Source organism: Pseudonocardia sp. KRD291 (assembly GCF_019263595.1).
GTDB lineage: Bacteria > Actinomycetota > Actinomycetes > Mycobacteriales > Pseudonocardiaceae > Pseudonocardia.
On the sequence record NZ_JADQDD010000003.1, the window covers coordinates 1 to 14,329 of the forward strand.

The window sequence follows — 14,329 nt, forward strand, 5'->3', positions numbered from 1 at the left end:
TACTGCTCGAGGTGCTCGACGACGAAGTCCATCGCGGCGGCGGCCCCCGGGAGGACGTTGACCATGGTGAAGAAGCCGTGCATCTGCCCGTTGAAGCGTTGCGCGTCGACCGGGACGCCGGCCGCGCGGAGCTTCTCGGCGTAGGCCTCGCCCTCGTCGCGCAGCGGGTCGTGCTCGGCGGTGAAGACGATCGCCGGCGGCAGGCCCGAGAGGTCCTCGGTACGCAGCGGTGACGCGTCGGGCCTGCTGCGGTCCGCGACGTCGGGGACGTAGTGGTCCCAGAACCAGATCATCGAGTCCCGGCTGAGCATGAGCTGGTTGGCCGGGTCGGTGTAGCTGGCGTTGTCCACGTCGGCGGCGGTCACGGGATAGGCGAGGACCTGCGCGGCAAGCGCCGGGCCGCCCTCGCTGCGCACGCGCTGGGCGACGACCGCGCTCAGGTTGCCGCCGGCGCTGTCACCCGCGGCAACCAGCGGCACCGTCAGCCCGTGCTGCTGCCGGTAGGTCTCGGCCCACTGCAGGGCGGACCACGCGTCCTCGGCAGCGGTGGGGTAGCGGTACTCGGGAGCGAGCCGGTAGTCGACCAGGAGCACCGTGGCTCCCGTGCGGTCGACCAGCTGTCGGGCGAGGGTCTCGAACTCGTCGAGGGCGCCGATCACCCAGCCGCCGCCGTGGTAGTAGACGATCACGGCCCGCGGTTCGGAGCGCGGCGTGAGGACCCGGACGGTGATGGCGCCGCCGTCGACCGGCACCGACTCGTCGGTCACCTCGCCGATCTCGGGGCCCGGCCCGTACATCTCCCGGAGCGACGTCCCCAGGCCCCGGGCCTGCGTGGGGGTCATCTCGTGCAGTAGCGGCATGCCGCTCTCGCCCATCTGCGCCAGCAGCGCGCTGGTCGCCTCGTCCAGAGCCATCGGTCCCACCTCGTCGTCGAGTGAGTGATCATGTGACGTGCGCCACCGACTTTAGGAAGTGCAATCGTGCTCAACGCACCGCCGAACGAGTGAATAATGCATTCTGCATCCGTCTTCCGCGGTCAGCGTTGCGACGCGGCGACCGCCCGGAAGAGGAAGTCGACGAGCTCCCGGGCGTAGCGCTCGACGTTCACCGCGAGCTGGGCCTCGAACTCGGGCGGAGTGGTCACGACGTGGTTCATCGCTCCGCCGACGAGGCAGTCGAGGAGCAGCGTCACCGAGGTGTCGGCGTCGACGTCGCCCCGGGCGATGCCCCGGCGCACCATCGCCCGGGCCGCGCCCGTCTGGGATCGCGTGAGGGTGTCGAAGTAGGGGGCGAGCTCGGGGATCGCTCGGGCCTCGTGGCCCAGGCGCATGGCGGCGCGGCCGGCGTCGCCGAGGTATAGCTCCAGCATCTGGCACGCGAGGGCGACCAGGTCCCCGTGCAGGGTTCCGGTGTCGACGTCGGCGACGCGGCCGAGGTAGCTCTCGAGTGCGGCGATCAGCACGCCCTGCTTGTCGGTCCAGCGCAGGTAGATCGACGCCTTGCCCACCCCGGCCCGGCGCGCCACTGCGTCGACGGTGAACCCGCGCCATCCCGCCTCGCCGAACACGGCGAGGGCCGCACGGGCCACGCGCTGCTCCAGGTCGGGATCGCGGGGTCGACCTGAGGGGGTGGAGGTAGTCACCGGACGCATCATCGCTGAAGGACTCCTTGCTGACGATTGTCGTTCAGTATATCGTCGTCCTCGTTACGGACACATATCGTCCGTAACGACTCGAGGAGGTCCCACGGTGAAGACGGCGCTGACGCAGATGCTCGGGATCGAGAATCCGCTGGTCGGGTTCAACCGCTCGCCGGGCGTCGTGGCGGAGGTGACCAACGCCGGCGGTTTCGGTGTCCTCGCGGCCTCGGCTTACACACCGGCCGAGCTGGACGCCACGCTGACCTGGATCGAGGGGCAGGTCGGGGGCCGGCCCTACGGGGTCGACGTGCTCGTGCCGGGCAAGACGGCTGCGGGCGACCCGGCGGACCTCATCGCGGGGCTGCGCGCGCAGATCCCGCAGGCCCACCTCGACTTCGTCGACGACCTGTTGCGGCGGTACGACATTCCGGAGCTGCCCGAGGGCGCGGCGGAGGCCGCCACCGACGAGATCGCGGCGTCGTTGACCACCGGCGCCGGGGGTGTCCAGGCGCTGCTGGACGTGGCCTTCTCCCACCGCATCTCGCTGGTGGCGAACGCCCTGGGCACCCCGCCCCCGGACCTGGTCCGGCGCGGGAAGAGCAACGGGGTCGCGGTGGCGGCCCTGGTCGGGCAGCCCAAGCACGCGGTGCGCCAGCTCGACGCCGGCGTCGATGTGCTGATCGCGCAGGGCACCGAGGCGGGCGGGCACACCGGCACCATCGCCACGATGGTCCTGACGCCCGAGATCGTCGACCTCGCCGGCTCGGTCCCGGTGCTCGCCGCCGGCGGGATCGCCTCGGGCCGACAGATGGCCGCCGCGCTCGCGCTCGGTGCGGCGGGTGTGTGGTGCGGGTCGGTGTGGCTCTCGAGCACCGAGGACATCACCCCCGAGAGTGTGAAGGCCAAGTACCTGCAGGCGACATCGAGCGACACGCTGCGCTCGCCCACCCGGACCGGGAAGCCGGCCCGCCAGCTGCGCAGCGTGTGGCGCGACGAGTGGGAGAAGCAGGACAGCCCGGCCCCGCTGCCGATGCCGCTGCAGCCGATGCTGGTCAATGCCGCCTGGAACCGCATCGACCACGCCGCCGGGGAGGGCAACGCCGCTGCGCAGACCCTCGAATCGTTCTTCATCGGCCAGGTCGTCGGCGGCTTCGCCCGGCTGCGGCCCACCGCCGAGATCACCCGCGAGCTGATCGAGGACTGCGAGACCCGGCTCCGCGAGCTCACCGCGCTCGCCGACCCGATCACCACTTCCTGACCGGGCCGCAACGGCGGCCGGTCCTGACGCAGGACAGGAGACAACGATGAGCACGCAGTTGCAGGACGAGGTCGCCGGGTTCGTCGACGCGGCCCGCGGGATCCTGGCCCGCCACTGGGGCCGACCGAACGAGTCCGCCGCCGGTGACCTGGGCAAGCTGTGGGAGGTCGGCGCCCAGCAGGGCTGGTTCGAGCTGGGCGCGGCGGGGGCGACGTCGATGGCGTTCGCCCTGGTGCGCGAGCTCGGCCGCGCGGCGTGCCCACTGCCCGTGATCGACGGCTACCTCGCCGCGCGGATGCTGGGGGAGGACGTCGCCGGAGTCATCGCCGACGGACGCCTCCGGGTCGTGGTCGCCACCGCCGACGCCGTGGTCGACGGGCGCCTACGCCACCTCGACGCGGGCGACGCCGCCACCCACGTGCTCGTGGTCCCGTCCGGCGGAGGCACCGTGGCACTGCACCCGATCGCCCAGGTGACCGAGCTGCCCGGCATCGCCCGCCCCTCGTGGTCGATGGTGACCCTCGGCGAGACGGAACGGTCGGTGGAGGTCGGCGCGGAGGACGCCGACCACGCGGTGGCCCTGCTGCGACTGGGTCTGGCGGCCCGCGCGCTGGCCGCCGCGGAGCGCACCCACGAGATGGCGATCGAGCACGCAACCGTGCGCAAGCAGTTCGGCAAGGTCATCGGCAGCTTCGGGGCCGTCCAGCAGCGCACTGCCACCTGTGAGATCGACGTGCGCTCGGCGAAGCTCATGCTCGACGGTGCAGTGCAAGCCGTGGAGTCCGACAGCCCCGATTGCGTTCTCGCCACCGAGGTCGCGGTGGAGCGCATCTCCGCGATTGCGCCCCGCGTCCAGCTCGGCGCCCACCACACCATCGCCGCGACGGGCTACTTCGAGGAGCACGACGGGCCGTGGCTGTTCCGCCGCGTGCATGGCGACGTCGCCCGCCTCGCCGGGATGTCCCGGTCGGCCGGATCGGTGGCCGACGTGCTCGTCGAGACCGGCGCGCGGCTGCCCGCCGCGGACCTGGGCGTGGTGGGCGAGGCCTTCCGTGAGCAGCTCTCCCGGTTCGTCGAGGAGCACCCCGGCGACGAGTCGACGATGGGCGACGACCCGGCCGTGGTGTCGGCAATGGCCGAGCAGGGCTGGCTCGGCTTCGGTTGGCCCCGCGAGGCCGGTGGCCGCGAGGCGACTCTGGCCGAGCAGGTCGTGCTCAACGAGGAGTCGAGCTACCAGCGGTTGCCGGTCACCAGTGCGCTCGGCTCGGTGATGCTGCTCGGAGCGTCGATCCTGCGCCATGGTTCCCCGGAGCAGAAGGACCACTTCCTGCCCCTGGTCCGCAGCGGAAAGCTGAACTTCTGCCTGGGCTACTCCGAGCCCGAGGCCGGTTCTGACCTCGCCTCGCTGCGCACCCGCGCCGTGCGCGACGGCGACGACTGGGTGATCAACGGCCAGAAGCTGTGGACCACCAACGGGCACCGCGCCGACTGGGTCTGGCTCGCGGCCCGCACCGACCCCGACGCCCAGCCGCGCCAGGCCGGCATCACGGTGTTCCTCCTGCCGATGGACACCCCCGGCATCACCGTCCAGCAGCACACCGCGCTGTCGGGCGGTATCTCCTGCACCGTCTTCTACGACGACGTCCGCATCTCCGACTCCGCCCGCGTCGGCGAGGTCGACGGCGGCTGGAAGGTCATCACCGACGCCCTAGCCGGCGAGCGGATCACGATGGGCAACATCGCCGCAGGGCTGCGCCGCCAGCTCGACGACCTCATCGACGCGGTCCGCGCCGACCCCGCCGGCGTCGAGGCCGCTGTCGGACCCCGCGGCTCTGCAGCGCGCGCTCGACTGGGTGGACTCGCCGCAGGCATCCAGGCGACCCGGGCGCTGGTGACGGCCGCGACCGCAGCCGGAGGCGGTGCCCCCCTGGAGGCGGCCATGGCCGGCGTGCTCGGCGGTGAGCTCGCCGAGGACTTCGGCGAGGCCACCCTCGAGATCTTCGGTCCCGCCGCGGCCCTGTCGTCCGCAGCGATCGGAACCGTCGACGTGCCCGGCGGCGGCTCCTTCGAGTATGGCCTGCGGCTCTCGATCATGTATGTGGTCGGCGGCGGCACCAACGACATCCAGCGCGGCCTCATCGCCCGCGGCCTCGGCCTGCCGCGATGAGCACCACCCCCACCATCCACGTCAGGAGGCGTCGATGACGTCGTCACCGTCCACCGGGTCGCCCTCGGCGGTCACCCCCGAACGGCTCGGCTCGTTGTTCCGTCCGAGCCGAATCGCGCTCGTCGGGGCCAGCGACAAGTCGAACTTCTCTCGGAGCGCGTTCACTAACCTCGTCGACTTCGGTTTCGGCGACCGGGTCCACCTGGTCAACCGCCGCGGCGTCGAGGTGCACGGCCGACCCAGCGTCACATCCTGCGGCGCGATCGGAGAGGAGGTCGACGTCGCGTTCCTCATGGTCCCGCAGGCCGGGACCCTCGACGCCATGTCCGACGCCGCCGCCGCCGGCATCCGCAACGCCGTCGTGCTCTCCTCCGGCTACGGGGAGGTTGGCGACGCCGGCCGCGCCGCGCAGGACGAACTCGTCGCCCACGCCCGGCGACTCGACATGGCCCTGCTCGGCCCGAACCACCTCGGGTTCGCCAACCTCGTCCACCAGGTACCGGTCACCCCCATCCCTGGCCTGCCGCGCACGGCGGGGCCGGTGGCGCTGTTGTCCCAGAGCGGCGCGAGCTCCTCGGCGATGGTCGACTTCGCGACCGCTGCCGGGGTGGGCCTGAGCTATATGGTCACGCTGGGCAACGAAGCGATGATCACCGCGGGTCATGTGCTCGACTTCCTGGTCGACGACGAGTCCACCCGTGCCGTCGCCATCTTCCTGGAGGCGATCCGCGACCCGGAGGTGTTCCGACGCGCTGCACGCCGGGCGGCCAAGGCCGGCAAGGCGGTGGTGGTCCTCAAGGCCGGCAGTAGCGAACTGTCGGCCCGCACGGCCGCCGCCCACACCGGTGCGCTGGTCGGCGACGACCGGGTGATCGACGCCGTCCTGCGCCGCGAGGGCGTGATCCGCGTCGACTCGATCGAGGACATGCTCATCACCGCGGGGCTCGCCGCCCACACCGGGCCGATCGACCGCGCCGGCCTCGGCGTTGTGTCGATCTCCGGCGGCGCGTGCGACATCCTCGCCGACCGCGCCGAGGACCTCGGGCTCCCGCTGCCGGCGTTCGCGCCGGAGACCGAGAAGGCCCTCGACGCCGTGATGCCCGACTACGGGACGGTGCACAACCCGTTGGACGTGACCGGCGCGGCCATTATCGACCCGACCCTGTTCACCTCCGCTATCACCACGGTCGCCGACGACCCCGAGATCGGGATCGTAGGCGTCATCAACAGCCTGCCCGGCGTCGGCGAGGGCTCCTACACGGGCCAGGTCTTCGCCGACGCCATCGGTCGTGGCATCGCCTCGGCGAGCACGCCCGCTGTCTACATCAACCAGGTCATGCTGCCGGTCACCGACCACACCCGGGCCGTGATGGACCACGCCGACGTCGCCTACGTCCTGCCGGGTCTGCGGGGAGCGGCCGTCGCGCTGCGCAACCTCGGCTGGTGGTCGGGAACGATCCGGGAGAACGCCCGGGAACGCGTCGGCGACGACCACGAGGTCGCCGTCCCCGCCCCCGAGCGGCGCCACGGCGCCTGGTCGGAGCATTCCGCACGGCAAATGCTCGCCGACGCCGGCGTCCCGGTCGTCCCCGCCCACCTGGTCGCCGACGCCGACGCCGCGGTCACCGCGGCGGCCGAGCTCGGCGGGCCGGTCGCGCTGAAGATCGTGTCACCGGACATCCTGCACAAGAGCGACATCGGCGGGGTCCGGCTCGGTGTGGTGGGCGAGGACGCCGTCCGCGCCGCTCACGAGGCCGTCACCGCCGTGGCCGCATCCGTGCCCGGCGCCCACGTGGAGGGCGTCCTGGTCTCGCCGATGCGCACCGGCGGGGTCGAGATTCTCGTCGGTGTTGTCCGCGACCCGCAGTGGGGGCCGATGCTAGCCGTCGCCCTCGGCGGCATCTTCGTGGAGGTGCTGCAGGACTCCGCACTGAGCCCGGTGCCGGTCACCCCCGACCGAGCCCGGGCCATGATCGACGGTCTGCGGGGATCCGCACTGCTGCGCGGCGCCCGCGGCAGCACCCCCGCCGACCTCGACGCGCTCGCAGCCGTCGTCGCCCGTGTCTCCGACCTGGCCGAGGCCCTCGGCGACGATCTCGAGTCTCTCGAGGTCAACCCCCTGCGCGTCGACGGCGCCACCGTTGAGGCCCTCGATGCCCTCGTCACCTGGAAGACCGCATGAACGCGGCGCCCGACACCACGACGGCCACGACCGGCGACCCCGCGGTGCTCGTCGAGCGCGACGACCACGTCCAGATCATCACGCTCAACCGGCCCGAGGCGATGAACGCAGTCAACCGGGAGCTCGCCCAGCTTCTCGGCGAGGCCGTCGAGGAGGCCGAGCACGACTCCGAGGTGCGCGCCGTGGTCCTCACCGGCGCCGGCGGCCGGGCCTTCTGCGCCGGCGCCGACCTCAAGGCGGTCGCCCGCGGTGAGGACATCGGCGTGCCCGGCCGGGAGGCCTGGGGCTTCGCGGGCTACGTGACGCACCCGATCAGCAAACCGACCATCGCCGCGGTGACCGGCTTCGCCCTCGGCGGCGGCACCGAGCTGTCGCTGGCTTCCGACCTCGTGGTGGCCGGGCGGTCGTCGCGGTTCGGACTTCCCGAGGTCCGACGCGGCATCATCGCCGCCGCCGGCGGGATCGTGCGGCTGCCCGAACAGCTGCCGCGCAAGGTCGCCATGCAGATGGTGCTGACCGGCGACCCGATCGACGCCGACACCGCGCACCGCTGGGGTCTGGTCAATGACGTCGTCGACGACACCGAGGTACTCGCCACGGCGGTGGCACTCGCCCGGCGGATCGCGGAAAACGCCCCGGTCGCCGTCCAGGCGAGCAAGCGCGTCGTCGCCGGCATCACCGACGGCACGGTGCCCGCCGAGGCCGACGCCTGGGCCCGCAACAGCGCGGCGATTGCGCGCGTGATGGCCAGCGAGGACGCCCGTGAGGGCCCCCGCGCGTTCGCCGAGAACCGCCCTCCGCGTTGGCAGGGCCGCTGACCGGGCCTTCCTCCACCACCCACGGCTTCCGGGCGGCGGGCAGCGACGACACTCTCCGCCGGGCCGGGCCCCTCTTCGTCTGGAGCACGACGTGACCACCCCCTCGACTCTTGATCCCCGCACCCCCGTCCTCGTCGGGGCCGGCCAGGCCAGCGACCTGGTCGACGGTCCCGACTACCAGCGCCTCTCACCGGTCGAGCTGGCTGCCGCGGCGGCCCGCGACGCCCTCGCCGACTCCGGCGCCGACCCCGCCGCGGTGGCCGCGGCCGTCGACACCGTCGCGGGAGTGCGCCAGTTCGAGATCTCCCTGCCGGGCGCGCCCGCGCCGCTGGGCCGGTCCGACAACTACCCGCGCTCTGTCGCCGCCCGCCTCGGAGCCGACCCGGCCCGGGCGATCCTCGAGGTCGCGGGCGGGCAGAGTCCCCAGCACCTGGTCACCGAACTGGCCGGGACCATCGCCGCCGGCCGCGGCGAGGTGGCACTGGTGTTCGGCTCCGAGGCGATCTCCACCGCGCGTCATCTCGCCCGCGCCGAGGACCGCCCCGACTTCACCGAGACCGTCGGCGGCGACCTCGAGGACCGCGGCTACGGCCTCGACGGCCTGATCAGCGATTACACGACCGCCAACGGCCTCACCGACGCCCCGAGCCAGTACGCGCTGTTCGACAACGCCCGCCGCGCCCGGCTCAAGCAGAACCGCGCCGAATACGCGCTCGGGATGGGGGAGCTGTTCGCGCCCTTCACCCGGGTCGCCGCCGCCAACCCCCACGCGGCCTCACCCACGGTGCGCAGCGCAGAGGAGCTGGCCAGCCCGACCGCGACGAACCGGCTGATCGCCGAGCCCTACCCGCGGTACCTGGTGGCCCGCGACCAGGTCAACCTGGGCGCCGCGGTGCTGATCACCTCCGTCGCCGCCGCGCGTCGCCTCGGTATCCCCGAGGACCGGTGGGTCTTCCTGCACGGCCACGCCGATCTGCGCGAGCGTGACCTCCTCGACCGTGGCGATCTCTCCACCGGTCCCGCCTCGGTGATGGCCACCCGCCACGCCCTCGAGGTCGCCGGCATCGGCGCGGACGATCTGACCACGCTGGACCTCTACAGCTGCTTCCCGATCGCCGTCTCGAACATCGCCGACGCCCTCGAGCTCCCTGCCGACGATCCCCGCGGGCTCACCCTCACCGGCGGTCTGCCGTTCTTCGGCGGCGCAGGCAACAACTACTCGATGCACGCGATCGCCGAGACGGTAGCGCGGATGCGGCGAGAGCCCGGCGCGTACGGCTTCGTCGGCGCGAACGGTGGCACCCTGAGCAAATACTCGGCCGGCGTCTACTCGACCATCCCCACCTCGTGGCGCGACGACCGCAGCGCGGAGCTGCAGGCTGAGGTCGCTGCCTGGCCCGCACCCGAGGTCGTCGAGACCGCCGAGGGGATGGCGACGATCGAGACCTACACAGTCAAGCACGACCGTCACGGCGCCCGGACCGGCATCGTCGTCGGACGCCTCGACGCCACCGGAGCCCGCTTCCTGGCCACGACCGTCGACGAGTACACACTCGACCTGCTCAGCTCCGACGAGGAGCCGATCGGCTCCGCCGTGCACGTCACCTCGGCCGACGGGGTCAACACGGTGACGGCGACGATCACCGGTCAAGGCGACCGACCCGGAGGTCGATGAAGGCCCGCCGGGCCGGTGCGAGGGCGGGCGGCCACGGGCGACAGCGGTGAGCGCACGGCCGGTCGTGGGTTCGCGGACCGACCGGGTCGTGGGGGCCACGAAAGACACGGACGGAAGCACCTTCTCGGTGACCACGCACAGTCAGAGGCCAGCGGCGACCGCTCGGGACGGACCGACCGCCTGGTCTCGATGAGATCTGCGGGCACGGCCTTCGGCGGGTCGCGCTGAACGAGATGGCTTAGAGCGACCGGCAATGGAGGCGTCCGGCACTCGTCGTCATGGTCAACGGCACCCCGACGCCACGGGTCCACATTCAGCCGCCGTTGACAGCTCAGCGAGTGGGCGAAGGCATCGGGCGCAACAGGCGGATGCCGAGCCGCCCGGAGCCGACGACCAGGCAGTAGCAGAGTGACCGCCTCAGCACCCCCCGCCCGAAATCGCTACTGCGCGGGGGCTCGGGAAAATGCACTGCTCCGCGCTCAGTGTCCTACAGCTGGTCTCCCGGGGCCGTAAGAGTGGAAGCAAGTCGGAGGCCACCTCAGGCCCTCGACGCTCTGGCCAGTGACGCGACCGGGGCCGCACACGCTCTCGCTCGACCGAGCGGTGACAGGCGCGGTGCCTTTGAGTTCGCACCGGCGCGTTAGGCCGCGTGGCCTCCCGCGTGGCCTCCAACGCAGGCGCACGGTGGTCTGTGGTGCGCACGTTGTTCCGCGTGACGTGCATGGATGGACTCCGCGTGCTCGGTGCTTACGGTGACGGAGTACGCGTAATGCGTAGGTCTGGGGTTCGACTCCCCAGGGCGGATCGTTTTCGCAGCTCAGGCGCTGTATCTGATCTTGCTGGGTTGTTTATGTGTCTCGTGGCCTCTCTGTGAGATGTTTCCGCAGCTCGGGGCCCATTGCGCGTGGCCTCCAGAGAATTGCGTCGCTCAGCTGCACGATGACCTCGACCCGTGCGGCGGGGACTCGACGTCGCCGAGGCCCTTTGCGCGGCCCACCGGCGGCCAGGCGATGCGAGAGGTGATCGTGAGCCGGAAGGACGACACGCGATGACCGCACCCTCCAGTATCGACCCCACCCAGTTTCTGCACGAGCAGCTGTCCCAGGCGAGTCCGGACCTGCTGCGCCAGATGTTGACCACGTTCATCGACACGCTCATGTCCGCTGAGGCCGACGCTGTGTGCGGCGCCGAGTACGGCGAGCGCTCCGAGGCCCGCACGAACACCCGCAACGGCTATCGGCACCGCGACTTCGACACCCGCGCCGGCACCTTGGACCTGGCGATTCCCAAGCTGCGCAACGGGTCCTACTTCCCGGACTGGCTACTTGAGCGGCGCCGCCGCGCCGAACGCGCACTGACCACGGTGGTCGCGACCTGTTACTTGCTCGGGGTCTCCACGCGCCGGATGGAGAAGCTCGTCGAGTCGCTCGGGATCACCAGGTTGTCGAAGTCCCAGGTATCGGTGATGGCGGCCGAACTCGACTCCCACGTCGCCGAGTTCCGTGCCCGGCCGCTCGACCAGGGCCCGTACACGTTCGTCGCCGCCGACGCGCTCGTGCTCAAGGTCCGTGAGGACGGCTACGCGGTCACCGACGAAGAACTCGCCCTCGGCATGCGGGCACTGGCCGTACCCGTGGTCAACAGCCGAGGCCGGACCGTCGCGGCAATGAGCGTCAGCGCCTCGACCGGAAGAGTGTCGATGGACGAGATGCTCACGCGGTTCCGGCCCGTCCTCACTGGGCACGCGCGCCGTCTGTCTCGCATGCTCTGATCCCGATCGGCGCGCCGATGGGGGTGTCGACGACAGGCAGTCGGGCAGCGCCGTCCCGGCCTCAGGGGTCGAGACGGAGTGCGATCGACCGAGAACCCGGAACCCCTTGCGCAGATGGCGAAGGCAGCTACGGGCGGACGCGTCCGGCCCCGTTCGGAGACTTCGTCAGTCGAGAAATCGCTGCCGTACCCTAGTGTCGCGTGTTTGAAGTCCTTTGACGGTTGGCCTTTGCGAGGATGGTGTCGGCGTCCTTGGTCCAGGTGAACGGTTCGCAGCGCTCGTTCCAGCCGTCGATGAACCGGCGGATGGCGTCGACGAGGTCGCGGACCGACCCGTAGCTGCCGCGGCGGATGGCCTGGCGGGTGATGATCCCGAAGAACACCTCGATGAGGTTCAGCCATGATCCGGAGGTCGGGGTGAAGTGCAGCGTGATCCGCGGGTTGCGGGCCAGCCAGGCCCGCACCGTCGGGTGCTTGTGGGTGGAGTAGTTGTCGCACACCACGTGCAGCTTGCGCCGCGGGCAGGTCTTGGCGACTTGTTTGAGGAAGCGCAGGAACTCCTGGTGGCGGTGCCGGTGGAAGCAGGCGTCGGTGACCGTGCCGGTGGCGACCTCCAGTGCGGCGAACAGCGTGGTCGTGCCGTGGCGGATGTAGTCGTGGGTCTGGCGCTCGGGATCACCGGGCCGGATCGGCAGCGTCGGCTGGGTCCGGTCCAGGGCCTGCACCTGCGATTTCTCATCGATGCAGAGCACGACGGCGTTCTCTGGTGGGTGCAGGTAGAGCGCGACGATGTCGCGGACCTTGGCCTCGAGCTCGGGGTCGGTGGAGAACTTGAACATCTCGGTTCGCCAGGGCTGGATGTTCCAGTCGCGCCAGATCCGGGCCACGGTGGCGAACGAGGTCCCCAGCTCGGCGGCCAGCAGCCGCGCCGACCAGTGCGTCACCCCGAGCTGCTCGGGCGGCGTCCCGCCATCGGCCAAGGTGGCGGTCACGACCTCGATCTCGTCAACCTCCCGCGGCCGGCCAGAGCGGGGCCGATCGTGCAGGGCGGTCACTCCCACCTTCGAGGTATCGGCCTCGCCAGTGCAGCACCGTGGGCCGCGAGGCCCCGACCTGCCGGCCGATCTCAGCGTTCGCCATCCCGTCCCCGGCCAACAACACGATCCGAGCTCGCTGCGCCAGACCCGCCGGGATCGAGGTCGATCGCAGCCAGCGCTGCAGCACCTTCCTGTCCTTGCTGCGCACCTCGAGTCGCGCCGCCGTCGACATCCGCCCATGTTCTGACCGACACGAGCGTCAAACAACTTACGACACGCGACACTAGATCTCGGCCGGGTAGGTGCTCGTGCCGCCGACGATGAACATGTCCTTGAGTCGGCCGGTGTCAGGTTGCCGTCGGCACGCTTGCGGCCCAGATCGCCGGTACGGAACCAGCCGTCGGGGCGGAACGCGTCCGGGTCGTCGATCCGGTGGGTAGCCGGGTGTGAGCCGATGGTCGTTTACCTCGACTCCTTCCATTCGACGGCGCCGATACCCTGGCGGCGCGTCTGCCCTACGACTTACTCCGTTGGGGCAACGTTAAGGGTCCTCTCCGAGGTCAGGATAGCGATGCTCGTCGAGAATGCGCTGGTCGGCTCTCCACTCGCGGCGGATCTCCTCGTACGCTGCTTGCAGCGCGGCCCTGTGGAATGCGAGCCCGCGCGGAGGGCCTTGCGGTGCTGGGACGCGGTCGATCCAGCCGCCCTTTGTCGTCTGATAGCGGTCCGGCTCGACCGTTCGCTCCTGCCAGCCGGTGCGGGTCGCGAGTTCGGCCAAGTCCGCCGCTCCGACTTGCTGCGCAGCCGTGAGGACGACGTGTGCCACGGCCTCTGCGTCCTCGACCGGATCATGCCCGCCGCCCAGTAACCGGCCGCCGTCGAATAGACCTGCTTCGGGAAATCGGCGGCTCGCCAGGTGGAGCAATGCGTGCTCGCCTCCTGCCTGCCATGGATAGGAGCGGCTCGTCGTGCTCCGCGGCCAAACTCGCCGGGCCAGCTGAAGTGTGCATGCGTACCGCAGCCGCGGCCACGACGTCCCGTGCGCATCGAAGCCGGCCCGCAGGCGTGCCATATCCAGCCCGGCTGAATGCAGCACGAGTAGTCGCCCAGCAACAAGTTCGTCGACGGAAGGCCAAGCGTCGACCAGGAACGGAGCTCCTTCGTAGGCTTCCTGGTCCAGCGCTGGGCCGCGTTTCAACCCTGTGCTCTGGTGAGAGATCCCTACCCACGGCCAGGGGTGACCGACGACGCGAAACCACAGCATATGACGCGCAGAGACGACCCCCGCTCTCACCTCGACAAGGCCAAGCTGCAAAGGCAGCATGCGCTGGCCTGAGTACTCGAGGTCCGCAGCCACGAAGTCCATCATGTCGTCGATTCTGTTGAGTTCCGGTGTTATCGCAATGGAGCCGCCAACTCCCGTCGCCGCCACACCAGCGTCGCCTATCGGTCCCCAGCCGAGTTCGAACACCTTCACAGAACCGTCGCTACCGCGGCATGATCAACCGACCCAAACGTGATGTTGAGTCCGTTTCACGGACTTGTGGATGAGGAGATCAGGTCCGACGGGGCGGTCGATGGTTTCGAACTGTACGGGGCACATCCAGACGAGCGCGGAGTGTCGACGGCGGCGGTTGTAGAAGCCTTCGATGTACTCGAAGATCGCGTTGGCCAGCTCCACGCGGGTGCGCCAGCGTGATGCATGGTCGTGGCGGACCCGCCCTGGTGCCACAGCTACAACGGCGCTCGGCTTGGATTTGGGTCTCGGGGTAGCGATCTCCGA

The 14,329-nt window shown here is 70.8% G+C and carries 9 protein-coding genes and 2 pseudogenes; 6 read left to right on the plus strand and 5 right to left on the minus strand.

Annotated elements, in window-relative coordinates; all coding sequences use genetic code 11:
• Together I4I78_RS01180 and I4I78_RS01185 are read right to left on the minus strand one after the other, a co-directional pair.
• Positions 1–914: alpha/beta hydrolase (locus I4I78_RS01180; protein ID WP_218609267.1), on the minus strand; the 914-nt coding region annotated here is incomplete at its 3' end.
• A 122-nt stretch (positions 915–1,036) separates the two neighbouring features.
• Positions 1,037–1,651: a TetR/AcrR family transcriptional regulator gene (locus I4I78_RS01185; protein WP_374225826.1), complete on the minus strand. Its 615-nt coding sequence runs from the start codon at positions 1,649–1,651 to the stop codon at positions 1,037–1,039.
• Between the two features lie 97 nt (positions 1,652–1,748).
• Between I4I78_RS01185 and I4I78_RS01190 the strand changes: the two genes are divergently transcribed.
• From I4I78_RS01190 to I4I78_RS01215, 6 genes are all read left to right on the plus strand, one after another.
• Positions 1,749–2,897, plus strand: coding sequence for a nitronate monooxygenase family protein (locus tag I4I78_RS01190; RefSeq protein ID WP_218609269.1), 1,149 nt, complete (start codon positions 1,749–1,751; stop codon positions 2,895–2,897).
• Between the two features lie 46 nt (positions 2,898–2,943).
• The gene (locus tag I4I78_RS01195; RefSeq protein ID WP_218609270.1) at positions 2,944–5,064 is read left to right on the plus strand and encodes an acyl-CoA dehydrogenase family protein; all 2,121 of its coding nucleotides are present in this window, start codon (positions 2,944–2,946) and stop codon (positions 5,062–5,064) included.
• 34 nt (positions 5,065–5,098) lie between these two features.
• The gene (locus tag I4I78_RS01200; RefSeq protein WP_218609271.1) at positions 5,099–7,246 is read left to right on the plus strand and encodes an acetate--CoA ligase family protein; all 2,148 of its coding nucleotides are present in this window, start codon (positions 5,099–5,101) and stop codon (positions 7,244–7,246) included.
• The gene (locus I4I78_RS01205; RefSeq protein WP_218609272.1) at positions 7,243–8,064 is read left to right on the plus strand and encodes a crotonase/enoyl-CoA hydratase family protein; all 822 of its coding nucleotides are present in this window, start codon (positions 7,243–7,245) and stop codon (positions 8,062–8,064) included. Before I4I78_RS01200 ends, I4I78_RS01205 begins: the two co-directional genes overlap by 4 nt.
• A gap of 91 nt (positions 8,065–8,155) precedes the next feature.
• Complete coding sequence (locus tag I4I78_RS01210; protein ID WP_218609273.1) at positions 8,156–9,739, plus strand: acetyl-CoA acetyltransferase; 1,584 nt, start codon at positions 8,156–8,158, stop codon at positions 9,737–9,739.
• A gap of 1,048 nt (positions 9,740–10,787) precedes the next feature.
• Positions 10,788–11,510 (plus strand): transposase, encoded by a 723-nt coding sequence (locus I4I78_RS01215; RefSeq protein WP_218609274.1) that lies wholly within the window; start codon positions 10,788–10,790, stop codon positions 11,508–11,510.
• 190 nt (positions 11,511–11,700) lie between these two features.
• Here the strand turns inward: I4I78_RS01215 and I4I78_RS01220 are convergent.
• The 3 genes and pseudogenes from I4I78_RS01220 to I4I78_RS32440 all read right to left on the minus strand — a co-directional run.
• A pseudogene (locus tag I4I78_RS01220) lies at positions 11,701–12,778 on the minus strand (IS630 family transposase).
• 309 nt (positions 12,779–13,087) lie between these two features.
• On the minus strand, positions 13,088–14,023 hold the full coding sequence (locus I4I78_RS01225; RefSeq protein WP_218609275.1) for a hypothetical protein: 936 nt from the start codon (positions 14,021–14,023) through the stop codon (positions 13,088–13,090).
• A 24-nt stretch (positions 14,024–14,047) separates the two neighbouring features.
• Positions 14,048–14,242: pseudogene (locus tag I4I78_RS32440) on the minus strand (IS3 family transposase); the annotation flags it as partial.
• Between the last annotated feature and the right edge of the window lie 87 nt (positions 14,243–14,329).

Bases quoted from the DNA above. Each gene is read 5' to 3' on its own strand.
- I4I78_RS01185 (WP_374225826.1), bottom strand. From the start codon at position 1,651: ATGCGTCCGGTGACTACCTCCACCCCCTCAGGTCGACCCCGCGATCCC.
- I4I78_RS01195 (WP_218609270.1), top strand. From the start codon at position 2,944: ATGAGCACGCAGTTGCAGGACGAGGTCGCCGGGTTCGTCGACGCGGCC.
- I4I78_RS01200 (WP_218609271.1), top strand. From the start codon at position 5,099: ATGACGTCGTCACCGTCCACCGGGTCGCCCTCGGCGGTCACCCCCGAA.
- I4I78_RS01205 (WP_218609272.1), top strand. From the start codon at position 7,243: ATGAACGCGGCGCCCGACACCACGACGGCCACGACCGGCGACCCCGCG.
- I4I78_RS01215 (WP_218609274.1), top strand. From the start codon at position 10,788: ATGACCGCACCCTCCAGTATCGACCCCACCCAGTTTCTGCACGAGCAG.